Origin of the sequence: Bradyrhizobium yuanmingense, assembly GCF_900094575.1 — a bacterium.
Classification (GTDB): Bacteria; Pseudomonadota; Alphaproteobacteria; order Rhizobiales; family Xanthobacteraceae; genus Bradyrhizobium; species Bradyrhizobium yuanmingense.
The window spans coordinates 223270-247238 of sequence record NZ_FMAE01000003.1; the positions used below are offsets into that span (position 1 = coordinate 223270).

Genomic DNA, 23969 nt, shown 5'->3' on the forward strand with positions numbered 1-23969 from the left:
GCGCCTCTGCCCAACCAAAAGAAAAAAGGGCGAGCTGAGTGATGGACGCACAAGTGAGACAGAACGACCGCATCGGGGTGCTCGAAGAGCTCCTCAACGAGCGCTACTCCGTTCGCGCATTTCTCCCCAAGGAGGTCGATCGCGCCACCATCGAGCATGTGCTGGCGACCGCGCAGCGCACGGCGTCCTGGTGCAACAGCCAGCCCTGGCAGGTCATCATCGCCAGCGGCGAGGCCAAGGAGCGCTTTCGCAAGGCGATCTACGCGGAGGCCTCGAAGGGCCTCGGCGATGACTACGACTTCACGCCACCGCGCGAATATGTCGGGGTCTATCTCGATCGCCGCCGCGAGAGCGGCTTCCAGCTCTACAACACGCTCGGCATCGCCCGCGGCGACAAGGCGGCCTATGCCAAGCAGGCGCTGGAGAACTACAATTTCTTCGGCGCACCGCATGTCGCCATCATCCACACCAACGAGCCGCTCGGCATCTACGGTGCGATCGATTGCGGCGCCTATGTCTCTAACTTCGTGCTGGCGGCGCAGGCGCTCGGGCTCGGCACCATTCCGCAGGCCGCGCTGGCGCGGCATTCCGGCCTGATCCGCCGCCACTTCGATCTGCCCGATGACCGCCGCGTCGTCTGCGGCATCTCGTTCGGCTATGCGGACCATGCGCACAAGGTCAACAGCTACCGCACCTCGCGGGCGAGCGTGGCCGAGACCGCAACCTTCGTGGATGTGTGATCGCGACGTGAGCCGGACGCATCGCGCGCGAAGACAGCCGTGGAAGCGGCCGTCTTCGTCTCGTTCCGGTGCGATTGACGGCGGCGGTCAGCCGCCGCTGCCGCCGATCACGGCCCGCACAGTCTCGTCAGGCCCAAAATCCTCGGCGCCGTCGACATAGAGCAGCGCGGCGAGCTTCGAGCGGGCGCGGTTCACGCGGCTCTTGATGGTGCCGACTGCGCAGCCGCAGATCGAGGCCGCGTCCTCATAGGAGAAGCCGGACGCGCCGACCAGGATCAAGGCTTCACGCTGATCCTGCGGAAGCTTGTCGAGCGCGGTGCGAAACTCCTCGAATTCGAGGTGCGCATTCTGCGAGGGCTGGGTCTTCAGCGTCTTGGCGTAATTGCCCTCGGCATCTTCGACCTCGCGCCGCCGCTTGCGATAGTCCGACCGGAACAAATTGCGCAGGATCGTGAATAGCCAGGCCGGCAGGTTGGAGCCGGGCTGGAACGAGTCGATGTTGGCGAGCGCACGCAGCAGCGTCTCCTGGACCAAATCGTCGGCCCGATCCGCATTGCCGCTGAGCGAGATGGCGAAGGCGCGCAGACTAGGCACGGCCGCCAAGATGTCGTTACGCAGGGAGTCCGTGAGAGGCATTAATCCCTCCCATTGTTGTTGTCGTTGGATCCGCCCTCATTTTCTACGTGGGGTGACGCTCCCGGCGCATCAAGCTTCTTGATCAGTTCTGCGAACCGATCCGGAACCCCCTGTCGCACGACATCGTCGTACATGGCGCGCAACTGGTGCCCGATCCGGGATTGAATCTCCGGAGTCAGGCCTCCCTTGCCGGGGCTCGTGCTTCTGCTGGCTTGAGACTTGAGATCTTTCATGACCTGTTCCACGTTTCCCCGAGTTAAGTGACTGTAAAATCGAGAAGTTTTCTCAACCGGGAGCCGTTCCCTGGATAGGCACAATTCCAGCTGCGCCAAAAAGTTCCCAGCTTGGCGGAACTTTTGTTGTCGTGAGGCGTAGACAGCCCAGCAGGGGAACCTGGGCCCCCCGCGTGATGCCTGACCTCAGGATTGGACCTCAAGGTTGGCCCAAAGACGAATGGAGTGGGGATGTCCCGTTCACAGGTAGTTGCTGAACACTTGCCGTTGTTGCGCAGGTACGCGCGGGCTCTGACAGGCAGCCAGGCCTCCGGTGACGCCTATGTCGCCGCCATGTTGGAAGCCATGCTGGGCGATCCGTCGGTGCTCGACGAGAACCATGGGCCCCGGGCCGGCCTGTTCCGGCTCTTCACCCAGATCTGGAATTCAGTCTCGATCAACGACGATGCCGAGGTGACGACCTTGCCGATGCCGCCGGAACGGCGGCTGTCGAACATCACCCCGCTGCCGCGCCAAGCCTTCCTGCTGCTCTCGCTCGAGGGCTTTTCGGAAGAGGAAGTCGCCTTCATTCTCGGCACCGATGTTGCCGAGACGCGCCGTCTTGCGGACGCAGCCGGACGCGAGATGGCCGCCGAGATCGCCACCGACGTGCTGATCATCGAGGACGAGACCTTCATCGCCATGGACCTCGAGAGCCTGGTGAAGAATCTCGGCCACAACGTCGTCGGCGTCGCGCGCACCCATGCCGATGCGGTGGCGCTGGCCAAGAACAAGCGGCCCGGCCTGATCCTTGCCGATATCCAGCTTGCCGACGGCTCGTCCGGCCTGGACGCCGTCAACGAGCTCCTGCGCACCTTTGAGGTGCCGGTGGTGTTCATCACCGCCTATCCGGAGCGCTTCCTCACCGGCGAGCGTCCCGAGCCGGCGTTCCTGATCTCAAAGCCGTTCCAGCCCGCGATGGTATCGGCGGTGGCGAGCCAGGCCCTGTTCTTCCAGCGCAATTCGCGCAATCGCACGCCCAAAGCGCCTGCGGCGTAACAAGGCGCCTGCGGCCGTCCCAATAGCGAAGTCCGGCGTGCCCAAGGCACGCCGGATTTTTTTCATGCCGCCGGCCCGCTTGACGGGCGCTGAATTCGCCGCCCATAGCTCATGTAGCAGCTGCGCGTGCGACCACGCCAATCGGAGACGTGCCCATGGACCAGCAACTCCTCGATCGTCTCGCCATCCGCGATCTCGTCGAGAACTGGGCGGTGTGGCGCGATGCCGGCGACTGGGAGCGCTTTGCCACGGTTTGGCACGAAGAAGGCTGGATGTCCGCGACCTGGTTTCAGGGGCCGGCCCGGGATTTCATGCGGGTCAGCCAGGAGGGTTTTGCCAGGGGCGTGCGCATCCTGCATTTCCTCGGCGGCACCAGCATCGATCTTGCGGGTGCGCGAGCGATCGCGCAGACCAAGATGACCATCTCGCAGCGCGGCCTCGTGCACGACGTGCTCTGCGACGTCGTCTGCACTGGACGCTTCTACGATTTCCTGGAGAAGCGGAACGACCCATCAGGTATCGGCAAATGGGGCATCGTCCGCCGCCAGCCCATCTACGAGAAGGACCGCATCGACCCGGTCGATCCCGCCGCGACGCTTCGGCTCGACCAGGATGCGCTGGCTGCACTCCCCGAGGGCTACCGCCACCTCGCCTACATGCAGGAGCTGATCGGCTACAACGTGAAGCGCGACATGCCGGGCCTGATCGGCCCCGAGGTCGAGAAGCTCTATGGCGAGGGCCGGGAGTGGCTGGCAGGAAAGGCGAAAGTAGGCCCCAGATAAAAGTAAGGCGCGACTGGCATCACCACAGTCGCGCCCTACGTCGCCGGCTTATGGGGCAGGGGGGAATAGCCGGCTGCTGAGACGACTCCTGTGCGCGAAAGTCGTTCCAAGGCGCGCGAAATATTTTGCCGTCTGCTGCATTTTTCGCACACGGTTAAGTGATCGTAGCTGTCGAGAACCCCCGATCCTGCGGCGGCGTTGTTCCCGTGCCCGCCATGGGGCGAGGGATCGGCAGCCATGTCACAGATTCAAAAGGTTTTTTTGAGCGCAATTGCGGTCGTCGCCACCCTCGGTGCCGTGCAACTGGCCTCCGGGCATGATCTCGCAGACCGCTGGCAGGCCGTCGCCGACCTCCCCAGCCACGGTTCCACCGTCGCGGTGGGTCACAACGTCAACCGCACCGCCAAGGCAGACCGGCTTGCAGAGATCAAACCGGCAGCCGTTCCCACCCGTACCGTCTCGATGCGGCTGAACGACCTCGCCGATACGTCGGTGCTGCTGCGGGTCCCCGCCGTGATCGAGACCGGCAATGCCAAGACGCCGGTGCTGCTCCAGAACCAGAAGAAGCCTCGCAACAAGCCGACGATCGCCTGTGAGCCGATGGTCAGCTCCCTGACCGAGGTCGCAAGGCTGCTCCAGCCCGGCCGCTGCGTGACCTGACCCCCTCTCCGCGAGGGGTGGTTTGGCGGACCCAGACTTCACATCCTCTTGATCCGCCATTGCCTCGCGCTATATCCGGGTTCCCTCGCTTTTGTTTGACCGGGTAAGCGCATGACGACGTCAGATACGGCTGTGCATACGCAGCCTTTCCAGGCCGAAGTTTCCGAACTGCTGCACCTGATGGTGCACTCCGTCTATTCGGAAACCGACATCTTCCTCCGCGAGCTCATCTCCAACGCCTCCGATGCCTGCGACAAGCTGCGCTACGAGGCCATCGCCAGTCCCGCCCTGCTGGGCGAAGGCGACGCACTCAAGATCCGCATCGTCCCGAACAAGACGGCCAAGACGCTCACGATCGCCGACAACGGCATCGGCATGGAGCGGCAGGAGCTGATCGACCATCTCGGCACCATCGCCCGCTCCGGCACCAAGGCGTTCGTGTCCAAATTGAAAGAGGCCAAGGACGGGCTCGGCCTGATCGGCCAGTTCGGCGTCGGTTTCTATTCCGCCTTCATGGTCGCCGAGAAGATCGTCGTGATCAGCCGCCGCGCCGGCGAGAGCGATGTGTGGACCTGGACGTCCTCCGGCGGCTCCGGCTTCGAGATCGCCCGTGCCAGCGACGAGGAAGCGGCGCGCCTGACGCGCGGCACCGAGATCGTCCTGCACCTGAAGGACGATTCCAAGAAATATCTCGAGACCTACGAGATCGAGCGTATCGTCACCGCCTATTCCGACAACATCCTGTTTCCGATCGAGCTCGTGCCCGAAGACGGCGAGCCGCGACAGATCAATTCGGCGAGCGCGTTGTGGCAGCGCTCCAAATCCGAGCTCACGGCTGACGATTACAAGAAGGCCTATCAGCAGATCGCCTCTGCCTTCGACGATCCCGCGATGACGCTGCACTACCGCGCGGAAGGACGTTACTCCTACGCCGTGCTGCTGTTCGCGCCCTCGACCAAGCCGTTCGACCTGTTCGAGCCGAACCGCAAGGGCCGCGTGAAGCTCTACGTCCGGCGCGTCTTCATCACCGACGATGCCGACCTCTTGCCGGGGTACCTGCGCTTCATCCGCGGCGTGGTCGACAGCGAGGATCTTCCGCTCAACATTTCGCGCGAGATGCTCCAGAACAATCCGCAGCTGGCGCAGATCCGCAAGGCGGTGGCGACGCGTGTGGTGTCCGAGCTCGAAAGCCTTGCCGACAAGGACCCCGAGAATTTTGCCAAGATCTGGGACGCCTTCGGCCCGGTGCTGAAGGAAGGCATCTACGAGGATTTCGAGCGGCGCGAAAAGCTGCTCGCACTGTCGCGCTTCACCACCACGTCGGGCGAGAAGCGGTCGCTGAAGCAGGTCATCGCCGATTTCAAACCGAACCAGACCGAGATCTATTATCTCGTCGGCGACAGCATTGAGCGGCTGAAGTCCAATCCGCGGCTGGAAGCTGCGACCGCGCGCGGCATCGAGGTGCTGCTGCTGTCGGATCCCGTCGACGCGTTCTGGACCTCGATGCCCTCGGATTTCGAAGGCAAGCCGCTGAAGTCGCTGAGCCAGGGCGATCTCAATCTCGATTTGATTCCGCGTATCGACGATAAGGACGAGGCGAAGAAGGACGAGCCGGCTGCGGACGAAGCAGCCACCATCGCGGTGATCAAGGCCGCGCTGGGCGAGCGCGTCAGCGACGTCAAGGTCTCGACGCGCCTGACCAGCTCGGCCTCCTGCCTCGTCGCCGACAGCCAGGGTCCGAGCCGCGAGCTCGAGCGCATCTTGTCGCAGCAGAACCGCGGCATGAAGACCAAGCCGATCCTCGAGATCAATTTGCGCCATCCGCTGGTCACCGCGGTCACCAAGGCGCAGGCTGGCTCGACAGTCGTCGACGATATCAGCCTGCTTCTGCTCGAGCAGGCGCAGATCCTGGACGGCGAATTGCCGGAAGACCCGGCGGCGTTCGCGGCACGGCTGAACCGGCTGGTGTTGCAGGGGCTCGGCGGCTAGCGCTGCCTCGCAGCATCATTCGGACCGCCAGGTTGTCAGATCGCTCATCGCGCAACGCCTCTGGCGCTGCGCGTCTCACTCACCTTGACGTCATCAGGTCTCAGGAACAGTCGCGGACGGCGAGATGTTGTGTCATATGAAGCGACGTCACCAGTTCGAGGATTTCCCATGCGCTTGTCATTCCTCACTCTTACCGCGGTCTTCACGCTGCTGGGCGCAGCGGATGCCAGCGCGCAGCGATACGATCCGGCCTATCCCGTCTGCATGCACCGCTACGTCGGTGGCGGCCCTGGTGGCGGAGGCAGTGACTATTTCGACTGCTCGTTCACCTCGTTGGAGCAGTGCCGCGCCACGGCGTCGGGCCTTGCCGCGACCTGCGACCTCAATCCCTATTACGCCTTCAACGAATCGCCGCCGCCGCGCCGGCGTCCCAAGAAGGTGCACTGAGGCGAACGGGACCAAGGCCGGGAATTCTGCATTCATCGCTCTTTCGACCTGGTCACACCCGTCGGCGCGCTGCCGGCGGGTGCGACCTTGGCTGCGCGCTGCCGACAGTTAATCGCGCCCTAACCGGGTTTTACCTTGTCTCTTAACGCCTGGGTCAGGGCGCGCGGGCTAAACTGCCGGAAACCGCAGACCGCCCGAAAGAGTAAACAATATGACCACCGGCGTCATCGAGAAGCCGAAAGCCGCGCGCGCACCGTCGGCTTCCAAGATCTGGTTGAGGGCGATCGAGCTCACCGCGCGGATCGAAACGCTGCCGGGCCGCCTGTTCGCCGACGTCGTCGACGATTGGGCGCAGCGCCAGCCTAACCGCGTTGCTCTGGTGGCGGACGAGGCAAGCCTCGATTACGAAGGCCTCTCGAAGAGGATCAATCGCTACGCCCGCTGGGCGCGCTCGCTCGGCCTGTCCAAGGGCGATACCGTTGCGCTGATCATGCCGAACGGCATCGATTATATCGCGGCCTGGCTCGGCATCAGCCGCGTCGGCGGCGTGGTCGCACTGATCAACACCAAGCTCGTCGGGCAATCGCTCGCGCACTGCCTTGATGTCGCGAAGCCGATGCATGTCATCGTTGCGCATGAGCTAGCGGGGATGCTGGACAGCGCGGCACCTCATCTGAAGACGGCGGCAAAAGTCTGGACGCATGGCGATAGCCGCAGCGAACGTGCGATCGACGTCGCGCTTGCCGTTCTCGACGACGGCCCGCTATCGCCGGAGGAGCATGGCGAGGTCACCATCGACGACCGTGCGCTGCTGATCTACACCTCCGGCACCACCGGCCTGCCGAAAGCGGCCAGCATCAGCCACCGCCGCATCCTGAATTGGGGGTTTTGGTTCGCTGGCCTCACCGGCGCGACGCCGCAGGATCGGCTCTACGATTGTCTGCCGCTGTTCCATTCGGTCGGCGGCATCGTCGCGCCGTGCAGCATTCTGGCCGCCGGCGGTTCGGTAGTGATCGCCGAGAAATTCTCGGCCTCGCATTTCTGGTCCGACATCGTCCGGCACGACTGCACGCTGTTTCAATATATCGGCGAGCTCTGCCGTTACCTGCTCAAGGCCGCGCCCTCGGAATACGAGAATCGGCATCGCCTGCGGCTCGCCTGCGGCAACGGGCTGCGCGGCGATATCTGGGAGGATTTCCAGGCGCGCTTCGCCATTCCGCGCATCCTCGAATTCTACGCCGCGACCGAAGGCAATTTCTCGCTGTTCAACGTCGAGGGCCAGCCGGGTGCGATCGGCCGCGTCCCGGCGCTGCTCGCGCACCGCTTTCCTGCCAGGCTCGTCAAGCTTGACCCCGATAGCGGCGCGCCGCTGCGCAATGAAGAGGGCTTCTGCATCGCCTGCAGCCGCGGCGAGGCCGGCGAAGCGATCGGCCGCATCGGCACCGCGGACGAGGGCGGTGGGCGCTTCGAGGGCTACACCGATGCCGGTGAGACCGAGAAAAAAGTCTTGCGTGACGTCTTCGTCAAGGGCGATGCCTGGTTCCGCACCGGCGATCTGATGCGGATGGACGACAAGGGATTTTTCCATTTCGTCGACCGTATCGGCGACACGTTCCGCTGGAAGGGCGAGAATGTCGCGACCTCCGAGGTGAACGATGCCGTGCGCGATTTCATTGGCGTCGTCGATGCCGCCACCTATGGCGTCAGCATTCCCGGCGCCGACGGCCGGGCCGGGATGAGCGCGATCGTCGTGAACGAGGGCTTTGACATCAGCGCGCTGCCCGCCCATCTCGCGCAACGCCTGCCGGTCTACGCCCGCCCGCTCTTCATCCGTATCTCGCGCGAGCTCGACGCCACCGAGACCTTCAAGCAGAAGAAGGGCGAGCTCGCCCGCGAGGGATTTGACCCGGCCGCGGTCGCCGATCCGCTGTTCATGCTCGACCCGATATCCGGCGTCTACGTCGCGCTGGACGCGGAGACATATGCGGCCATCTCGGGCGGTACGATCAGGCTGTAGGGCAACCAAAATCGAGAGATAGGTCCAATTTTATCTGAATTGTCCAAGAAGCCATTTACTTCTGTCGGGTAAACAGACCGCGATGGGGAGGCGGTCAGCAAGAGCCGCCGCAACAACGAGATCGATAACAAAGCGAGCCAGCCATGTCGGTAAGGTCAAAGGTCATTGAAGCGATTCAGCAGATCGCCAAGGAGCAGCACGTCACGCTTCCCGCCCTCTCGGACGATCTGTCCCTGCATGAGACGGGCTTCGACTCGCTCGCCTTCGCCATCCTGGTCGCCCGCCTCGAGGACGAGACCGGCGTCGATCCCTTCACCATTTCCGAGGACGCAGCGTTCCCCGCCACGGTGGGCGATTTCGTGCGGGCCTACGAAAATGTCCCCGCGTGAGATCTTTGCACTTCGCGACCATCTTGGCGCGGAGCTGAAAGGCCGCACCATCTCCGATGCGCATGATGTCGTATCGCTGACGGGCATCCTGTCGCACACTGTTCTGGGCGGGCGGCTGCACGAGCTCTCTGGCCGTGCCGTGCTGCTCAAGCTGTCGGACCAGCTCCGGTCCGGCCTTGCCATGATCGAGCTCGACGGCATCGCCCGCCGCATGCTGTTGTGTCCGCCGGACCTCAACCCGGCGCATCTCGGCGCCTTGATCGCGGATGCCGGGATCGATGCCGTCGTCACCGACGAGCCCGAACTCTGGGCGGCGTCCGGCGTGCCGCTGGTCGTCACCGCGCAATTGCCGCCGCAAGCCGCCGCGCCGGCCAAGACCGCGCGCGGCACCGAATGGCTGATGCTCACCTCGGGCACCTCGGGGGTGCCAAAGATCGCCGGCCATACGCTGGAAGCGCTGACCGGCGCGATCGTCGCCGAAGGCCCATCGCGCGGACCTGCACCGGTCTGGGCAACGTTCTACGACATCCGCCGCTATGGCGGCCTGCAAATCTTTCTCCGTGCCATCCTCTCCGGCGGTTCGTTGGTGCTGTCCGATCCCCATGAGGCGCTCGCCGATCACGTCGCGCGGCTGAAGGCGCGCGGTGTCTCGCATATCTCCGGCACGCCTTCGCATTGGCGCAAGCTCCTGATGAGCGGCTCGGCCGCCCAGTTCGCCCCGGCTTACGTCCGTCTCTCCGGCGAGATCGCCGACCAAGCCGTGCTCGACGGCCTGAAGGCGGCATTCCCCCATGCGTCCGTCGGCCATGCCTATGCCTCGACCGAGGCCGGCGTCGGGTTCGCCGTCAATGACGGGCTGGAAGGCTTTCCGGCCGACTATCTCGGCAACCGCAACGGCGTCGAGATGAAAGTCGTCGACGGCTCGCTGCGCATCCGCTCGACGCGCACGGCTCATGCCTATATCGGCCGCAACGCCTCCGCGCTCACCGACGACGACGGCTTTGTCGACAGCGGCGACATCGTCGAGCTGCGCGGCAACCGCTATTATTTCGTCGGCCGGCGCGGCGGCATCATCAATATCGGCGGGCTGAAGGTCCACCCCGAGGAGATCGAGGCGGTGATCAACCGCCATCCGGATGTGCGGATGTCGCGCGCGAAGTCGCGCAAGAGCCCGATCACCGGCGGCATCGTCGTCGCGGACGTGATCCTCACCGAGGGCACCGATCCGGCGCGCGCGAAAGAGATCCGCGACCAAATCCTGGATCTGTGCCGCGCCCAGCTCGCATCCCACAAGGTGCCGGCGGTCCTCCGCTTCGTCGAGGCGCTCGACGTCACCCCGGCCGGAAAACTGGCGCGCACCGATGCATAATGTTCTCGTCACCGGCGGCAGCCGCGGCATCGGGCTTGCGATCGGCAAGCGCCTTGTCGCGGCCGGCTTCAACGTCATCGCGGCGGCGCGGCGCGAAAGCGAAGAGCTCAAGGCGGCCATCGCAGCCGCCGACGGGCGCCTGCATTTCCGTGCCTGCGATCTTGCCGTGATCGATGCAATCCCGGCCTTCGCAAAGCTCGTGCGCGACGAATTCGGCCCGATCTACGGCCTCGTCAACAATGCCGGTCTCGGCACCGAAGGCCTGCTGGCCACCATGCACAATTCCGAGATCGAGGCGCTGGTGCAGCTCAACGTGCTGTCGCCGATCATCCTCACCAAATATGTGGCGCGCCAGATGATGGCCGACGGCGCCGGGCGCATCATCAACATCTCCTCGATCATCGCGACGACAGGCTATAACGGCCTCTCCGTCTACGGCGCGACCAAGGCCGCCGCGACCGGCTTCACCCGCTCGCTGGCCCGTGAGGTCGGCAAGCTCGGCATCACCGTGAACGCGATCGCGCCGGGCTTCATCGACACCGAGCTCACCCACAATCTGTCTGAGGAAGGCCGCAAGCGCATTGCGGGCCGCAGCGCGCTGCGCCGGCTGCCGGAGACGGATGACGTCGCGCGCATGGTGGAATACCTCCTGGGCGAAGGCGGCCGCAACGTCACCGGCACCGTGTTCACCATCGATGCCGGGAACACGGCGTAGACGGAACCCGGCTGCCACAATTGCGCTGATCGTGCGCAATGACAGCCAGCCGGATTTGGTCGTAAGATGCCCCGCAATCGATTGGTTTACGTCAATCGATCTGCCCTAAACGAAGGGGAGCAGTCGATGGCCACTTCAGACATGACCGCTTCAAGCCGAGCCCTGAAAGAGCCGGTGCGTGTGAAGTCGGATGAGGTCCGCTGCCCGCCGATGTCGCATCAGAATTCCGGCGATCACGGCCACGAGGCGTATCCGCAGCAATTCGTGCGCCTGATCGGCTGCCACGACGTCCCTGCATCCCAGCTGCGCAAGCGTCGGGACGAGAAGCTGCACTAGCCGCTCACGGCCGCTGCTTCGGCAGGTCGAATCGTTCCTGTGAAAATTCCGGCGGCCCTTCGGTGAGGCGGCGAATGCGGCGCTCGCGTTCGTCTGGCGGCAATGCCGGATCGAGCAGTAACTCGATCTCATGCACTGCGATCTCTTCGATCTTGGTCGCGTCCGATACGACCGGGTGCGCGGGCGCGGAGACGGGGAGTGCCAACTTCAGCCCCAGCTCGATCAGCTTGCAGATCGCATCCGAGCGGGTCAGGCGGTGAGCTTCAGCCCAGGCATCGACCGCCTCCGTCAATCTTTCCGGCATCTTCACCGCGCTGATCGGGTCGACACCCGTGCGCCGGCGGACCGGAGAGGTGGAGTCCTTGCTGCTGAAGTCGGACACCTCGATTTTCCCATGCAACCCCTTGGAGCCGACCGACGATAGCCGCTCTCCCCGGATGGCCGTTTGATGCCGATCAATGATCCCGCCGAGGCATTGCAAGGCGGCCGCATCTTGTTGTCCGGGCCACTTTCGGCCAATGATCGAAAGGGGGCGCGAGCCAGCGAACCCGGATCGATCCTGCCACGTATCTTGCTTCGCATTCCAACAGTCCGGCAATCCCGATGAGCTCAGGCGAGTCCTTCTATGGCGGCATTCCCGTCTTCCGAGGCTTCACCAGCCTGATGGATCCTGCGCTTTATGCGCCGCTGCCGGACGACTGGAGCATCGGTGTTGCCGATATCGTCGATTCGACCAAGGCGATCGCGGCGCAGCGCTACAAGGCCGTGAACATGGCCGGTGCCGCCGTGATCGCGGCGGTGACCAATGCGCTGCAGGGGCGGGAATTTCCCTTCGTGTTCGGCGGCGACGGCGCCAGCTTCGCGGTGGCGCCAGACGACGTCGAGCTTGCCCGCCAGGCGCTGGCTGCGACCGCGACCTGGGTGCGCGAAGGCCTCGATCTGACCCTGCGCGTCGCCTTGGTGCCGGTCAGCGTCATTCGCACACACGGCCTCGATGTGCGCGTCGCCCGGTTCGGGCCGTCGGCCAACCTGTCCTATGCGATGTTTTCGGGCGGCGGGCTCGCCTGGGCCGACGCCGCGATGAAGCGCGGCGAGTTTGCCGTCGATGAGGCGCCCGCCGGCACGCAGCCGGACCTTTCGGGCCTGTCGTGTCGTTTCGAGGTGATGCCGGCGGCGCGCGGCCTGATCCTGTCGGTGCTGGTGATGCCGGCGCGCGGCGTCGATCAGGTGGCCTTCCGCAGGGTGATCGAGGACATCATTCATCTCGTCGAGCGCAGCCCGGAGGGCGGCCGGCCGGTGCCGCCGCAGGGGCCCCCGCTGAAATGGCCGCCGCAGGGCGTGGAATTCGAGGCCCGAACCAGGCGCGGGGGTCCGCTGCTCGCGCGCAGAGCCAGCGTACTCGCCTATACGTTGTTCGCCTATTTCATCATGCGCTTCGACATCAAGATCGGCGGTTTCGTGCCCAGCCTCTACAAGCGGCAGGTGGTCGAGAACTCGGACTTCCGTAAATACGACGACGGCCTGCGCATGATTCTGGACTGCACGCCGCAGCTCGAGCGCGCCTTGAACGATCGTCTCAAAGCCGCCGCGCGCGAGGGCATCGTGCGCTACGGCCTCTACCAGCAGGACGCTGCGATGATGACCTGCTTCGCGCCGTCGGCGCTGCGCAGCGATCACGTCCATTTCATCGACGGCGCGCGCGGCGGCTATGCCTCGGCGGCGACGGCGTTGAAGGCGATGATGGCAGCGGGTTAGCGCCCCGCGCGCGTCCAGGTCTCACCGCCGCAGAGCGCGCCGACGCAGCCTTCGACCCGCAGCGCGTCCGCGCCAGTCAGGCTGATGTTGCTCGCATAGGTGCTGCCGTCGTCGGCATTGTAGATCTGGCCCGACCATTTGTTCGGTCCAGCCGGCTCCATGCCGCTGAACAATGGCAGGCCGATCATCGGACGCCTGGCCAGCGCGGGATTGGGATTCTTGCTGTCGGTGGCGGGCTGGCCGGTCGCGCTGTCCATGGGCTCGCGCAGCCAGACGATGTGGCCGCAGATGCCGCCGCCGCATTTGCTGATTTTGACGCGCGCATCGCCCGCCTGGGTGAGCCAGGTCCCGTCGGCGCTCTGCGCATGGGCGAAAGGCGCACCGATCAGCGCAGCCAGAATGACGGTGAGAGCGGCGAATCTGAATGTCATGGAGAGGGGCCCTGGAATGGAGGCGCCTCCATAGCAGCAATTCGAGCGCGCGCAACGCCCGATGGAATCACATTTCTGAGCTTATCTGCCTGCGCTTATTTGCCTGCGATCATTTGCCCCAGCGCGCGAAAGCGACCGAGGCGGCGGTCGAGAGCCCGAACACGACCATGGCGCCGCCGACCAGCGCGAACAGGGTCCAGGCCGGCGCTTGCGCGGTCATCAGTCCGATGCCGCCGATCGCAACGATCAGAAGCCGTGCCGTGGAAGCGAGCACCGGACCGCCGACGCGTGCGGCGCCTTGCGAGGAGAAGTAAAGCGACACGCCCATGCCGAAGAACACGAAAGCCGGACCGGCCCAGTGGAAATAGCTGTGCGCGGCGGCGGTGACGCCGGGATCGCGGGTGAAGAGCCCGACCCACAGTGACGGCGCGAGCGCAACGACGAGGCCGATCAGCCCCACCGTGAGTCCCGAGGCGGCGGCCGCGGTCCAGGCGACACGCCGCGCGCGCTTCACATGCCCGGCGCCGATCGCCATGCCGACCATCGGCACCGAGGCGATGCCGAAGGCGAAGGTGATCGGGATCAGCAGAAATTCCAGCCGCGAGCCGATGCCGTAGCCGGCCAGCATCTCGGTGCCGAAGGTCGCGAGGATCTTCGTGAAGATCAGAATGGTGAGCACGGTCTGCAGCGGCGACAGGCAGGCCACCGCGCCAACTTTGAGAACGTCCAGGAACATCGCGCGCTCGAAATGAAAGGCGCGGACATCCAGCGGCAGCCGGCTGCGCCCCGACAACAGATACCAGATGAAGAAGATCGCCGCGCAGCTGAACGCGATCAGCTGCCCGCTCGCCACGCCCGGCATGCCGAATTGCGGCACTCCGAACAGGCCGAGCCCCAGCGTGCCGCCGAGCACGATCTGCAGCGCGCTCGCGCCGATCAGAATCATCGAAGGCAGGCGCATGTCGCCGGTACCGCGGATCACCGAGGCCAGCGTGTTGACGAGCCAGATCGCGACCGCGCCGGAGAACAGCACCTGCGAATAGCCGCTGGCCTCCTCGAGCACGCGCTCGCGTCCGCCGAGCAGCGCGAAGAAGGAGCGGCCGAAGGCGAGCATCATCACCGTGAAGAACAGCCCGCCGCAAAGGCCGATGATGGCGGCATGCAGCGCCAGCGTCGCGGCGCGGTCGCGATCCCCTGCGCCGAGGGCGCGGCTGATTGCGGACGAGACGCCGCCGCCCATCGCGCCCGCGCTCATCATCTGCGTCAGCATCGCGAACGGAAACACCAGCGCGATCGCGGCGAGCGGGATGGTGCCGAGCCGGCCGATATAGGAGGTCTCAGCCACTGCGACGAGCGTGCTGCCGACCATCGCGATCATGTTGGGGATCGCGAGCCGCAGCAGCGTCGGCAGGATCGGCGCGGTCAGGAGGCTCGCGATGGGGGAGGCGACCGGCGCAACCGGCGGGACGGCATCTGCGGGGGCGTCGATCGTCATGTTCACCGGGCGGAAAATTAAATGATGACCGACATATTATAAGAGAATGAGCCGGCCGGCGCAGCCCTGGCTCACGCAGGGCTCACCACGGCAGGCCGCATAGGTCGATGGTGCCCAGCGTCGGCGCGCGCACGATGTGGAAGACATAGGGCGCCATGTAGGTGAACCGAATCCGCCCTTCCGGCTGTTCGCAATAGACCTCGCCTTTGAACGGCAGCCAGCTCCGGGCCTCGTAGAACGCGAAATTGTGCGGCTCGCAGACCAGTAGGGCGAACCGAACCGCCTCGTTGGCGCGCATGGTATGCACCGCCGCGTCGATCGCCACGGTCGCATAACCACGGCCGCGCTGGTCCTCGCGCGTCGAGACGCCGCCGATGCCGCCGATATGAACCTTCTGTCCATTCCAGGTGATGGTGCGGAAGTAGATGCCGACATGGCACACGAGACCATCCTCGGGCGTCTCGACCAGCACGCGGAGATCGGCATTGGCCCATTTGACATGAGCCCAGGGCTTGCCTGCGACCAACTGCGGTGCCCAGACCGCCTGAAGTAGCGGCTCGGCCCTCGGCCACGAGGCGTCGCCGTTCAATATGTCGATCTCGATGCTCATGGCCTCGTCCTCCACAGCTCCGCTTCTTCGCGCGTTTGTTCTGTCTTAAGCGCCTCAAAGGCAATGATATTTTACAGCGAACTGCAGGTCTGATCACGGCGGCCGGGTTGCGGCGAATTTGTGCATTCAAGCAGGACGCGCCAAGTCACGCCTTTTCGCAAATTCTGAGGTATTTAATGGCGGCGGAACCTTCTATAAGGGGTGACCGTTAGAACTCGTTCCCCACCAGTTGCGGACAAGAAGCCATGACCTTTACGCTGCCCCCACTTCCTTACGCCTATGACGCCCTCGGCCAGTACATGTCGAAGGAGACGCTGGAATATCACCACGACAAGCATCATCAGGCCTACGTCACCAACGGCAACAACGCGCTCAAGGGGACCGAATGGGAAGGCAAGTCCCTTGAAGAGATCGTCAAGGGCTCGTTCGGCAAGAACCCCGCGGTGTTCAACAACGCCGGCCAGCACTACAACCACATCCACTTCTGGAGCTGGATGAAGCCCAATGGCGGCGGCACCAAGCTGCCGGGCAAGCTCGAGAAGAAGATCAACGAGGACCTCGGCGGCTTCGAGAAGTTCAAGACCGACTTCCAGGCGGCCGGCGTCGGCCAGTTCGGCTCCGGCTGGTGCTGGCTCCAGGTCAAGAACGGCAAGCTCGAGATCTCCAAGACCCCGAACGGCGAGAATCCGCTGGTGCACGGCGCCACACCGATCCTCGGCTGCGACGTCTGGGAGCACTCTTACTACATCGACTATCGCAATCGCCGTCCCGACTATCTCAAGGCGTTCGTCGAGAACCTCGTGAACTGGGAATACGTGGAGTCCCTGTTCGAGAAGGCGTGACAGGTGTCATTCCGGGGCGCGCGAAGCGCGAGCCCGGAATCCATTTGTCTGCTCGGGTGACGCCCGATGGATTCCGGGTTCGGCGCTGACGCGCCGCCCCGGAATGACAGAAACAAAGGCGGTCGCAGGCGCGACCGCCTTTTTGCTGTGCGGAATTGCCCTGCGTGGCGCGCGCATGGGTCTGTCGTCACACCGTTTGCATCGGGGGAACACCGCCCTTAATCAGGACGGGCATCACCCTCGAGCGACCCAGCCCGTTGTCAGGACCTTCCCCGAACCATCCAGCGCCTTCCGGCGACGCGGAATCCGAGCCGCGGCCGGGCCGGGTCCGCAAGCCGATCGGCTGGTCGACCATCATCATCGCAGCTCTGGTGGCGGTGAGTGCGGCACTGGTCTGGCGGCGGGACGGCACCGACGGCGTTCTGGACATCCTTACCCACGATCTCTCCTTGTTTTCGGGCATCCTGCCGCGCGTGCTCGCCGGCTGCCTGTTAGGGGCCTTCATCTCGGAAATCCTGCCGCACGAGAAAGTCTCGCGCTCGCTCGGGCCGAAGTCCGGCCTGATGGGCCTTTTGATCGGCACGGCGTTCGGCGCGATTCTGCCCGGCGGTCCCTTCACGGCCTACCCGGTGGCGAGCGCGCTGCTCGCGGTCGGCGCCGATTTCGGCGCCACCATCGCCATGGTCGTGAGCTGGACGCTGATCGGCTATGGCCGGGCGGTCGCCTGGGAAATCCCGATCATGGGCACCGATTTCACGCTGTGGCGGATCGTGATCTCGCTGCCGCTGCCGGTGCTCGCCGGCGCGCTCGGCCGCTTCGTCTATGTCAGGCTCTATCCGAAGCCGCTCGCGAAGGACGACGAGAGTTGAGCGCAGCGCTTCTGATCGACATCCTGCTGTGGAGCTCGGTGCTCGGCGTCGGGCTGATCGCCTTTCGTCGTGGGCGCCCGGTGTTCGTGGCCTCGCTGCGCGAGGGCACGATGGACTTCGTCAACATCGTGCCGCGGATCGCGCTTGGCGTGATCGGCTCCGGCTACATCGCGGCCATCATCCCGCAGGAGGTGATCACCGGCTGGCTCGGCCCGGATAGCGGCTGGCTCGGGGTTGCCACCGCCGTGGTCGCCGGCGCCGCCACGCCCGGCGGTCCCGTGGTCGGCTTCTCCATTGGCGCCGTCGCGCTGAAGTCGGGCGGCGGGGTGCCGCAGGTGGTCGCCTATGTCGTCGCCTGGGCGCTGTTCGCCTTCCAGCGGGTGATCTTGTGGGAGATCCCGTTCATGCCCGCCCGTTTCGTCTGGTTCCGCTGCGCCGTCTCGGTGCCGTTCCCATTCGTGGCAGCCGCCATCGCCATGGTGATCGGCAAGCCCTGAGCCGCGATGTCAGTCCCGCCGTGGACAGGCGTAATGTTATAATATAACGTCCGCAAATGGCTCCCGCCGCGTCCCACGCCCACCAGCACGACCATGCTCATGGCCATTCCCATGGTCACGGCCATGGACATTCGCACGGGCACGATCACGCCCACGCCCATGTCCACGATGCGACCTCGCCGCATCCGGCCCAGACCGCGCCTTGGTCGATCCTGCGCATGGCCATGGCGGGCCGTCTCGCGGCCGCGCTCGCGGTCTGTGCCGTGCTGTGGGGCATCGTCTTGCTGGCGATGAGGTGACGATGGCAGCGTTGCACTTTCACAACGTCACGCTCGGCTATGATCGGCACCCCGCCGTGCATCATCTCAGCGGCGAGGTCGCGCCGGGCGCGCTGGTCGCCGTGATCGGCCCGAATGGCGCCGGCAAGTCGACGCTGTTGCGCGGCATCGTCGGCATCCTCAAGCCGCTCGACGGCACGATCCATCTCGGCGGGCTCGACGCCCGCGACATCGCCTATCTGCCGCAAAGTGCGGAGATCGACCGCAGCTTCCCGATCTCGGTGTTCGATTTCGTCGGCACCGGGCTGTGGCGTGGCACAGGCCTGTTCGGCGGCATCGGCAAGGCCGCGCGCGACAAGATTCTCCGGGCAATCGGAGCAGTTGGCCTCAGCGGTTTTGAGAACCGCCCGATCGGCACGCTCTCCGGCGGTCAGATGCAGCGCGTGCTGTTCGCCCGTGTGCTGCTCCAGGATGCCAGCCTGATCGTGCTCGACGAGCCCTTCAACGCCATCGATGCCAAGACCATCACTGATCTGCTCGCGCTGGTGAGGCGCTGGCATGGCGAGGGTCGCACCGTGCTCGCCGCGCTGCACGACATGGAGATGGTGCGCAATCATTTCACCGAAACGCTGGTGCTGGCGCGCGGCCCGGTCGCGTGGGGTCCGACGGCGGAGGTGCTGACGCCGGAAAATCTGCTGGTCGCGATGCGGATGTGCGAGGCCTTCGACGACAGCGCCGCGGCCTGCGCGGCCGATGATATCAGCTCGCGGGCGGCCTGATATCCGATGCTCTATGACGCGCTGATCGGTCCGTTCACCGAATTCGAGTTCATGCGGCGCGCGCTCGCCGCGGTGATCGCGTTGGCGCTGGCGGGGGCGCCGATCGGCGTGTTCCTGATGCTGCGCCGGATGAGCCTCGTCGGCGACGCCATGGCGCACGCGATCCTGCCTGGCGCGGCGGTCGGTTTCCTGCTCTCCGGCCTCAATCTGTTCGCGATGACGGCCGGTGGCCTGGTCGCCGGCTTTGCCGTCGCGATCCTCGCTGGCGTGGTCGCACGCTCGACCGGGCTGAAGGAAGATGCCTCGCTCGCCACCTTCTATCTCGCTTCGCTTGCGCTCGGCGTCACCATCGTCTCGATCAAGGGCACCAACATCGATCTCCTGCACGTGCTGTTCGGCAACATCCTCGCAATGGACGATCAGACCCTGCTGGTGGTCGCCTTCAACGCCACGGTGACGCTGCTGGTGCTCGCGGTGATCTACCGCCCGCTGGTGATCGAGAGCGTCGATCCCCTGTTCCTGCGCACCGTGAGCCGCGCCGGTGGCCCCGCCCATCTCGCCTTCCTCGCGCTGGTCGTCATCAACCTCGTCAACGGCTTTCAGGCGCTGGGCACGTTGCTGGCGGTGGGGCTGATGATCCTGCCTGCGGGCATCGCAAGGTTCTGGTCGCGCGATCTCACCGCGATGATCTGCATCGCCGTCACTGCTGCTGCGGTGTCCGGCTATGCCGGCCTCGTGCTCTCATTTCAGACCCGCGTGCCCTCGGGCCCGGCGATCATTCTGGTAGCGACGGTGCTCTACATCGTCTCCGTCCTGTTCGGCCGCGTCGGCGGCATCGTCCGGCAGCTGTTTCCCGGCCGGCATCTGGAAGCATGACGATGCGGCTCATCCTGGTTTGTGCGCTGTTGCTGATCGCCTCGCCGCTTGAGGCCGCGGAGCGGCTCAACGTCGTCGCGAGTTTCTCGATCCTCGGCGATTTCGTCCGCAATGTCGGTGGCGACCGCGTCAACCTGACGACGCTGGTCGGACCCGACGGCGACGTCCACGTCTATACGCCGGCCCCTGCCGATGCCAAGCGGGTCGCGGCGGCGAAGCTCGTCATCGTCAACGGGCTCGGGCTGGAGGGCTGGCTGCCGCGCCTCGTGCAATCCGCGGGCAGCAAGGCCAAGGTGATCACCGCAAGCGCCGGCATCGCGCCGTTGAAATTGGGTTCGGCCGCTGATCCCCACGCTTGGCAATCCATCCCGAACGCCAAGATCTACGTCACCGACATTGCGAGCGCGCTCGCCACGGCCGCTCCTGACGATGCAGAGTTCTTCCGCGCCCAGGCCAAGGCCTATCTGGAAAAGCTCGAAACACTGGACCGCGAGGTCCGCGACGCTGTCGCAAAAATCCCGCCGGAGCGGCGCAAGGTGATCTCCACCCATGACGCCTTCGGCTATTTCTCCAGCGAATACGGTATCCGGTTCATCGCCCCCCGGGGCGTCTCCACGGAGAGCGAGCCGAGCGCGCGAGATATCGCCGCCATCATCGGCCAGATCAAGGTCCAGAAAATCCCGGCCGTGTTCCTTGAAAATATCAGCGACGATCGCCTGATCCGGCGGATCGCCGCCGAGACCGGTGCCAGGGTCGGTGGCACCCTGGTTTCGGACGGTTTGACCGGCGAAAAGGGGCCTGCACCCACTTACATTGACATGGTCAGGCACAATATAAAGGCCCTGACCAGCGCGCTTGACCATTAGGGCAGGGGCCACCCCGCCTCGCGTCGCGCGAAAAAGCCTTGAAGTCCGGAGTTGTTATGTCTGACGCGACCTCCCAGAAGATTCCCGTGACCGTGCTGACCGGCTATCTCGGCGCCGGCAAGACCACGCTGCTCAACCGCATCCTGTCGGAGAACCACGGCAAGAAATACGCCGTCATCGTCAACGAATTCGGCGAGATCGGCATCGACAACGACCTCATCATCGGCGCCGATGAGGAAGTGTTCGAGATGAACAACGGCTGCATCTGCTGCACCGTACGAGGCGACCTCGTCCGCATCATGGACGGCCTGATGAAGCGCAAGGGCAAGTTCGACGCCATCATCGTCGAGACCACCGGTCTTGCCGATCCCGCCCCCGTCGCGCAGACTTTCTTCGTCGATGAGGACGTGCAGAAGAACGCCCGGCTCGATGCGGTCGTGACGGTCGCCGACGCCAAATGGCTGTCCGACCGTTTGAAGGATGCACCAGAGGCCAAGAACCAGATCGCCTTTGCCGACGTCATCGTTCTGAACAAGACCGACCTCGTCAACAAGGGCGAGCTCGCCGAGGTCGAGGCCCGCATCCGCGGCATCAATCCCTATGCGAAGCTGCATCGCACCGAGCGCTGCGCGGTGGCGCTGGCCGACGTGCTCGACCGCGGCGCATTCGACCTCGACCGCATCCTCGACATCGAGCCTGACTTCCTGGAGGCCGACGATCATGACCACGATCATGATCATCACCACCATCACGGCCACGATCACCATCACCATGATCACGGCCACGGCCTGAAGCACTATCACGACGAGGAGATGCAATCGCTCTCGCTCAAGACCGACAAGCCGCTAGATCCCAACGTGTTCATGCCCTGGCTGCAGAACCTGGTGCAGGTCGAGGGCGGCAAGATCCTGCGCTCCAAGGGCATCCTCGCCTTCCTCGACGACGACGATCGCTACGTCTTCCAGGGCGTCCACATGATGCTGGAGGGCAACCACCAGCGGAAGTGGAAGGAGGGCGAGCCGCGCGAGAGCCGCCTCGTCTTCATCGGCCGCGAATTGCCCGAAGAGGCGATCCGCAAGGGTTTCGAGAGCTGCATCGTCTCGTGATGAAAGAGTTTACGCCAGCGCCCGAGTCCGCTTCGATCGTTTCCGTCACCGACCGCGTCCAGCCGATTGCGCTCGGCATGGCCGTGACCTCGGTGCATTTCCTGAAGGATCGCGCCGCCTTCGTCGGCGGCGAGGAGAACGTCGCATTCGTCGATGCCAATTGCGAGATCACCACGGTTGCCGTGCATAGCGGCGGCATTCTCTCGACCGCCTCCGACGGCAAGCGCCTCGTCATGGGCGGCGACGACGGCAAGGTCGTCTCGATCGATGCCAAGGGCGAGGTGACGCTGCTCGCCACCGATCCCAAGCGGCGCTGGATCGACGCGGTGGCGCTGCACGCCGACGGCGCGTTCGCCTGGTCGGCCGGCAAGACCGCGACCGTCAAGAGCGGCAAGGCCGAGGAGAAGTCGATCGACGTGCCCTCGACCGTCGGCGGCCTTGCCTTCGCGCCGAAGGGCCTGCGGCTCGCAATCGCGCATTACAACGGCGTGACGCTGTGGTTTCCGAACATGGCGGGATCGGCCGAATTCCTGCCCTGGGCCGGCTCGCATCACGCGGTCACCTTCAGCCCCGACAACAAATTCCTGGTCACCGCCATGCACGAGCCGGCGCTGCACGGCTGGCGGCTCGCCGACAACAGGCACATGCGCATGACCGGCTATCCGGGCCGCGTCCGCTCGATGTCGTGGAGCGCCGGCGGCAAGGGGCTGGCGACCTCGGGCGCCGACACCGTGATCATCTGGCCGTTCGGCAGCAAGGACGGCCCGATGGGCAAGGAGCCCGCGATGCTCGCGCCGCTGCAGGCGCGCGTCTCCGCGGTCGCCTGTCATCCCAAGAACGACATCCTCGCCGCCGGTTACAGCGATGGCACCGTGCTGATGGTCCGTCTGGAGGATGGCGCGGAGATCCTGGTCCGCCGCAATGGCACGCCGCCGGTGGCCGCGATCGCCTGGAACGCCAAAGGCACGCTGCTGGCCTTTGCCGACGAAAATGGGGACGGCGGTCTGCTCGAGCTTTAATCTGTCATGGTTCCCGCCGTATAGGGAACCATGCGATTTCTGACGACCTTCCAGCTTGCCGACTTTGGCGACACCCTGGTCAGCCTGATCACGGCTTTCGTGCTGGGCACACTGATCGGCGCCGAACGGCAATACCGCCAGCGTACCGCGGGGCTGCGCACCAACGTGCTGGTCGCGGTGGGCGCTGCCGCCTTCGTCGATCTCGCCATGCAGCTGGACGGCGCCGACGGCGCGGTCCGGGTGATCGCCTATGTCGTCTCCGGCATCGGCTTCCTGGGGGCCGGCGTCATCATGAAGCAGGGCATGGATGTGCGCGGGCTCAACACCGCGGCGACGCTGTGGGCCTCGGCCGCGGTCGGCTCCTGTGCGGGCGCCGACATGATCGCACAGGCGGCCGCGCTGACCGTGTTCGTCATCGCCGGCAACACCATGCTGCGCCCGCTGGTCAACGCCATCAACCGCATCCCGCTGAACGAGAAGGCGCTGGAGGCGACCTACTATTTCAAGCTCGCAGTTGCGGCCGACGCCTTGCCCGACATGCGTGACCGCCTCGTCGACAAGCTCGAAGCGGCGAAATATGCCGTGGCCGATATCGAAGTCGCCGAGATCAGCGAGGGCATTCTGGAGATCGCCGCCAAGCTGGTTGCGACCGCGGTCGACCCGAACGAGCTGAACGCGGTCGCGACCGATCTGCAGCATCTGCCAGGCGTCCGGCATGCAACATGGGAAGTCAGCACGACGGAGTAGCGCGGCGTTTTGGCGCGTGCGGGTGGGTTCCGCGCGTTTTCAGGTTCCGGAACCGGCGCGCCCCAGTTTCGTTGATTCCGCGAACAAAGGCGGTGATCGACATGCCCGGCCGAGATGACAAACGTAGACTGAAGCTCAACCTGACAATCGCCGGTGCGCTGTTCGCAGCAGGCGTTGCGGTGTCGGTGATGTCCCTGGCGCAAATCCGCGCCGAAAGCCGCATGCAGCTGGCGCAGGCGACGCCCCCGCTCCAGGGCACCCCGTCCGACGAACAGAGCAAGGTGCCCGCGGAGGCGAAGCCCGGCGGTGATCGCCCGACCACGCCGGCCCCCGAGCCGGCACGGCCGGATCCGCGGACTCAGGGCGCGGCTGGTGCGGCCAAACCGGCGCTGCCGCCGGCCCCGGCCGAGAAGATCGCGCCGCCGATGGAGAAGAAGTAGTTTTTCCG

At 65.1% G+C, this 23969-nt stretch carries 29 protein-coding genes; 23 read left to right on the top strand and 6 right to left on the bottom strand.

What is annotated here, in order from left to right:
• Positions 1–41: 41 nt before the first annotated feature.
• Complete coding sequence (locus tag GA0061099_RS10755; protein WP_035997645.1) at positions 42–740, top strand: nitroreductase; 699 nt, start codon at positions 42–44, stop codon at positions 738–740.
• An 87-nt stretch (positions 741–827) separates the two neighbouring features.
• Here the strand turns inward: GA0061099_RS10755 and GA0061099_RS10760 are convergent, their stop codons facing one another.
• A complete protein-coding gene (locus tag GA0061099_RS10760; protein WP_018316216.1) occupies positions 828–1376 on the bottom strand; it encodes a sigma-70 family RNA polymerase sigma factor in 549 nt (182 codons plus the stop codon).
• Positions 1376–1609 (bottom strand): NepR family anti-sigma factor, encoded by a 234-nt coding sequence (locus tag GA0061099_RS10765; RefSeq protein ID WP_036021339.1) that lies wholly within the window; start codon positions 1607–1609, stop codon positions 1376–1378. The genes GA0061099_RS10760 and GA0061099_RS10765 overlap by 1 nt, the downstream gene beginning before the upstream one ends.
• Positions 1610–1840: 231 nt before the next feature.
• On the opposite strand from GA0061099_RS10765, the gene GA0061099_RS10770 reads away from it, so the two are divergent.
• The 10 genes from GA0061099_RS10770 (at position 1841) to GA0061099_RS10815 (ending at position 11351) form a co-directional block, all read left to right on the top strand.
• Positions 1841–2647 carry a response regulator gene (locus GA0061099_RS10770; RefSeq protein ID WP_035997648.1) on the top strand — a complete coding sequence of 269 codons (807 nt, stop codon included), beginning with the start codon at positions 1841–1843 and terminating at the stop codon, positions 2645–2647.
• A gap of 155 nt (positions 2648–2802) precedes the next feature.
• Positions 2803–3429 carry a nuclear transport factor 2 family protein gene (locus GA0061099_RS10775; RefSeq protein WP_036021308.1) on the top strand — a complete coding sequence of 209 codons (627 nt, stop codon included), beginning with the start codon at positions 2803–2805 and terminating at the stop codon, positions 3427–3429.
• A gap of 237 nt (positions 3430–3666) precedes the next feature.
• The gene (locus GA0061099_RS10780; protein ID WP_036021311.1) at positions 3667–4089 is read left to right on the top strand and encodes a hypothetical protein; all 423 of its coding nucleotides are present in this window, start codon (positions 3667–3669) and stop codon (positions 4087–4089) included.
• A 111-nt stretch (positions 4090–4200) separates the two neighbouring features.
• Complete coding sequence (gene htpG, locus GA0061099_RS10785; RefSeq protein ID WP_036021314.1) at positions 4201–6078, top strand: molecular chaperone HtpG; 1878 nt, start codon at positions 4201–4203, stop codon at positions 6076–6078.
• Positions 6079–6246: 168 nt separating this feature from the next.
• Positions 6247–6525: a DUF3551 domain-containing protein gene (locus GA0061099_RS10790; RefSeq protein ID WP_035997672.1), complete on the top strand. Its 279-nt coding sequence runs from the start codon at positions 6247–6249 to the stop codon at positions 6523–6525.
• A gap of 211 nt (positions 6526–6736) precedes the next feature.
• On the top strand, positions 6737–8542 hold the full coding sequence (locus GA0061099_RS10795; RefSeq protein WP_036021317.1) for a long-chain-acyl-CoA synthetase: 1806 nt from the start codon (positions 6737–6739) through the stop codon (positions 8540–8542).
• A 143-nt stretch (positions 8543–8685) separates the two neighbouring features.
• A complete protein-coding gene (locus tag GA0061099_RS10800) occupies positions 8686–8931 on the top strand; it encodes an acyl carrier protein (RefSeq protein WP_015688794.1) in 246 nt (81 codons plus the stop codon).
• On the top strand, positions 8918–10300 hold the full coding sequence (locus GA0061099_RS10805) for a class I adenylate-forming enzyme family protein (RefSeq protein WP_036021319.1): 1383 nt from the start codon (positions 8918–8920) through the stop codon (positions 10298–10300). Before GA0061099_RS10800 ends, GA0061099_RS10805 begins: the two co-directional genes overlap by 14 nt.
• Positions 10293–11015, top strand: coding sequence for an SDR family NAD(P)-dependent oxidoreductase (locus GA0061099_RS10810; RefSeq protein ID WP_036021322.1), 723 nt, complete (start codon positions 10293–10295; stop codon positions 11013–11015). The genes GA0061099_RS10805 and GA0061099_RS10810 overlap by 8 nt, the downstream gene beginning before the upstream one ends.
• A gap of 126 nt (positions 11016–11141) precedes the next feature.
• Entirely contained in the window at positions 11142–11351 is a 210-nt protein-coding gene (locus GA0061099_RS10815; protein ID WP_036021325.1) for a hypothetical protein, read from the top strand.
• 4 nt (positions 11352–11355) lie between these two features.
• Here GA0061099_RS10815 and GA0061099_RS10820 read toward each other — a convergent pair whose 3' ends face one another.
• A complete protein-coding gene (locus GA0061099_RS10820) occupies positions 11356–11733 on the bottom strand; it encodes a hypothetical protein (RefSeq protein ID WP_050995834.1) in 378 nt (125 codons plus the stop codon).
• Between the two features lie 221 nt (positions 11734–11954).
• On the opposite strand from GA0061099_RS10820, the gene GA0061099_RS10825 reads away from it, so the two are divergent.
• The gene (locus GA0061099_RS10825; protein WP_036021328.1) at positions 11955–13106 is read left to right on the top strand and encodes a DUF3095 domain-containing protein; all 1152 of its coding nucleotides are present in this window, start codon (positions 11955–11957) and stop codon (positions 13104–13106) included.
• Here the strand turns inward: GA0061099_RS10825 and GA0061099_RS10830 are convergent.
• From GA0061099_RS10830 to GA0061099_RS10840, 3 genes are all read right to left on the bottom strand, one after another.
• Positions 13103–13537, bottom strand: coding sequence for a DUF2147 domain-containing protein (locus tag GA0061099_RS10830; RefSeq protein WP_036021332.1), 435 nt, complete (start codon positions 13535–13537; stop codon positions 13103–13105). The genes GA0061099_RS10825 and GA0061099_RS10830 overlap by 4 nt on opposite strands.
• Before the next feature lie 109 nt (positions 13538–13646).
• Positions 13647–15032, bottom strand: coding sequence for an MATE family efflux transporter (locus GA0061099_RS10835; RefSeq protein WP_036021335.1), 1386 nt, complete (start codon positions 15030–15032; stop codon positions 13647–13649).
• An 82-nt stretch (positions 15033–15114) separates the two neighbouring features.
• Positions 15115–15642, bottom strand: coding sequence for a GNAT family N-acetyltransferase (locus GA0061099_RS10840; RefSeq protein ID WP_035997755.1), 528 nt, complete (start codon positions 15640–15642; stop codon positions 15115–15117).
• A 245-nt stretch (positions 15643–15887) separates the two neighbouring features.
• On the opposite strand from GA0061099_RS10840, the gene GA0061099_RS10845 reads away from it, so the two are divergent.
• The 11 genes from GA0061099_RS10845 to GA0061099_RS41075 all read left to right on the top strand — a co-directional run bounded on the left by GA0061099_RS10845 (position 15888) and on the right by GA0061099_RS41075 (position 23961).
• On the top strand, positions 15888–16484 hold the full coding sequence (locus GA0061099_RS10845) for a superoxide dismutase (protein WP_027573470.1): 597 nt from the start codon (positions 15888–15890) through the stop codon (positions 16482–16484).
• A gap of 257 nt (positions 16485–16741) precedes the next feature.
• A complete protein-coding gene (locus GA0061099_RS10850) occupies positions 16742–17353 on the top strand; it encodes a permease (protein WP_074447685.1) in 612 nt (203 codons plus the stop codon).
• Positions 17350–17850, top strand: coding sequence for a hypothetical protein (locus tag GA0061099_RS10855; RefSeq protein ID WP_074447686.1), 501 nt, complete (start codon positions 17350–17352; stop codon positions 17848–17850). Before GA0061099_RS10850 ends, GA0061099_RS10855 begins: the two co-directional genes overlap by 4 nt.
• Before the next feature lie 56 nt (positions 17851–17906).
• Positions 17907–18149 carry a hypothetical protein gene (locus tag GA0061099_RS10860; protein ID WP_036021351.1) on the top strand — a complete coding sequence of 81 codons (243 nt, stop codon included), beginning with the start codon at positions 17907–17909 and terminating at the stop codon, positions 18147–18149.
• 2 nt (positions 18150–18151) lie between these two features.
• Positions 18152–18907, top strand: a complete 756-nt coding sequence (locus GA0061099_RS10865) for a metal ABC transporter ATP-binding protein (protein ID WP_036021354.1) — start codon at positions 18152–18154, stop codon at positions 18905–18907.
• A 6-nt stretch (positions 18908–18913) separates the two neighbouring features.
• Complete coding sequence (locus GA0061099_RS10870; RefSeq protein ID WP_036021355.1) at positions 18914–19783, top strand: metal ABC transporter permease; 870 nt, start codon at positions 18914–18916, stop codon at positions 19781–19783.
• Positions 19784–19785: 2 nt separating this feature from the next.
• Positions 19786–20649: a metal ABC transporter substrate-binding protein gene (locus tag GA0061099_RS10875; RefSeq protein ID WP_036021417.1), complete on the top strand. Its 864-nt coding sequence runs from the start codon at positions 19786–19788 to the stop codon at positions 20647–20649.
• A gap of 56 nt (positions 20650–20705) precedes the next feature.
• Entirely contained in the window at positions 20706–21755 is a 1050-nt protein-coding gene (locus GA0061099_RS10880) for a CobW family GTP-binding protein (RefSeq protein ID WP_036021358.1), read from the top strand.
• Positions 21755–22774 (top strand): WD40 repeat domain-containing protein, encoded by a 1020-nt coding sequence (locus tag GA0061099_RS10885; RefSeq protein ID WP_036021360.1) that lies wholly within the window; start codon positions 21755–21757, stop codon positions 22772–22774. Before GA0061099_RS10880 ends, GA0061099_RS10885 begins: the two co-directional genes overlap by 1 nt.
• A gap of 30 nt (positions 22775–22804) precedes the next feature.
• Positions 22805–23521, top strand: a complete 717-nt coding sequence (locus tag GA0061099_RS10890) for an MgtC/SapB family protein (protein WP_036021362.1) — start codon at positions 22805–22807, stop codon at positions 23519–23521.
• Positions 23522–23622: 101 nt separating this feature from the next.
• Positions 23623–23961, top strand: coding sequence for a hypothetical protein (locus GA0061099_RS41075; RefSeq protein ID WP_036021419.1), 339 nt, complete (start codon positions 23623–23625; stop codon positions 23959–23961).
• Positions 23962–23969: the final 8 nt, after the last annotated feature.

Excerpts from the sequence above, each read along its gene's own strand:
- GA0061099_RS10755 (WP_035997645.1), top strand. The coding sequence starts at position 42 with ATGGACGCACAAGTGAGACAGAACGACCGCATCGGGGTGCTCGAAGAG.
- GA0061099_RS10760 (WP_018316216.1), bottom strand. The coding sequence starts at position 1,376 with ATGCCTCTCACGGACTCCCTGCGTAACGACATCTTGGCGGCCGTGCCT.
- GA0061099_RS10765 (WP_036021339.1), bottom strand. The coding sequence starts at position 1,609 with ATGAAAGATCTCAAGTCTCAAGCCAGCAGAAGCACGAGCCCCGGCAAG.
- GA0061099_RS10770 (WP_035997648.1), top strand. The coding sequence starts at position 1,841 with ATGTCCCGTTCACAGGTAGTTGCTGAACACTTGCCGTTGTTGCGCAGG.
- GA0061099_RS10775 (WP_036021308.1), top strand. The coding sequence starts at position 2,803 with ATGGACCAGCAACTCCTCGATCGTCTCGCCATCCGCGATCTCGTCGAG.
- GA0061099_RS10780 (WP_036021311.1), top strand. The coding sequence starts at position 3,667 with ATGTCACAGATTCAAAAGGTTTTTTTGAGCGCAATTGCGGTCGTCGCC.
- htpG (WP_036021314.1), top strand. The coding sequence starts at position 4,201 with ATGACGACGTCAGATACGGCTGTGCATACGCAGCCTTTCCAGGCCGAA.
- GA0061099_RS10790 (WP_035997672.1), top strand. The coding sequence starts at position 6,247 with ATGCGCTTGTCATTCCTCACTCTTACCGCGGTCTTCACGCTGCTGGGC.
- GA0061099_RS10795 (WP_036021317.1), top strand. The coding sequence starts at position 6,737 with ATGACCACCGGCGTCATCGAGAAGCCGAAAGCCGCGCGCGCACCGTCG.
- GA0061099_RS10800 (WP_015688794.1), top strand. The coding sequence starts at position 8,686 with ATGTCGGTAAGGTCAAAGGTCATTGAAGCGATTCAGCAGATCGCCAAG.
- GA0061099_RS10805 (WP_036021319.1), top strand. The coding sequence starts at position 8,918 with ATGTCCCCGCGTGAGATCTTTGCACTTCGCGACCATCTTGGCGCGGAG.
- GA0061099_RS10810 (WP_036021322.1), top strand. The coding sequence starts at position 10,293 with ATGCATAATGTTCTCGTCACCGGCGGCAGCCGCGGCATCGGGCTTGCG.
- GA0061099_RS10815 (WP_036021325.1), top strand. The coding sequence starts at position 11,142 with ATGGCCACTTCAGACATGACCGCTTCAAGCCGAGCCCTGAAAGAGCCG.
- GA0061099_RS10825 (WP_036021328.1), top strand. The coding sequence starts at position 11,955 with ATGAGCTCAGGCGAGTCCTTCTATGGCGGCATTCCCGTCTTCCGAGGC.
- GA0061099_RS10830 (WP_036021332.1), bottom strand. The coding sequence starts at position 13,537 with ATGACATTCAGATTCGCCGCTCTCACCGTCATTCTGGCTGCGCTGATC.
- GA0061099_RS10835 (WP_036021335.1), bottom strand. The coding sequence starts at position 15,032 with ATGACGATCGACGCCCCCGCAGATGCCGTCCCGCCGGTTGCGCCGGTC.
- GA0061099_RS10840 (WP_035997755.1), bottom strand. The coding sequence starts at position 15,642 with ATGAGCATCGAGATCGACATATTGAACGGCGACGCCTCGTGGCCGAGG.
- GA0061099_RS10845 (WP_027573470.1), top strand. The coding sequence starts at position 15,888 with ATGACCTTTACGCTGCCCCCACTTCCTTACGCCTATGACGCCCTCGGC.
- GA0061099_RS10860 (WP_036021351.1), top strand. The coding sequence starts at position 17,907 with ATGGCTCCCGCCGCGTCCCACGCCCACCAGCACGACCATGCTCATGGC.
- GA0061099_RS10865 (WP_036021354.1), top strand. The coding sequence starts at position 18,152 with ATGGCAGCGTTGCACTTTCACAACGTCACGCTCGGCTATGATCGGCAC.
- GA0061099_RS10870 (WP_036021355.1), top strand. The coding sequence starts at position 18,914 with ATGCTCTATGACGCGCTGATCGGTCCGTTCACCGAATTCGAGTTCATG.
- GA0061099_RS10875 (WP_036021417.1), top strand. The coding sequence starts at position 19,786 with ATGCGGCTCATCCTGGTTTGTGCGCTGTTGCTGATCGCCTCGCCGCTT.
- GA0061099_RS10880 (WP_036021358.1), top strand. The coding sequence starts at position 20,706 with ATGTCTGACGCGACCTCCCAGAAGATTCCCGTGACCGTGCTGACCGGC.
- GA0061099_RS10885 (WP_036021360.1), top strand. The coding sequence starts at position 21,755 with ATGAAAGAGTTTACGCCAGCGCCCGAGTCCGCTTCGATCGTTTCCGTC.
- GA0061099_RS10890 (WP_036021362.1), top strand. The coding sequence starts at position 22,805 with ATGCGATTTCTGACGACCTTCCAGCTTGCCGACTTTGGCGACACCCTG.
- GA0061099_RS41075 (WP_036021419.1), top strand. The coding sequence starts at position 23,623 with ATGCCCGGCCGAGATGACAAACGTAGACTGAAGCTCAACCTGACAATC.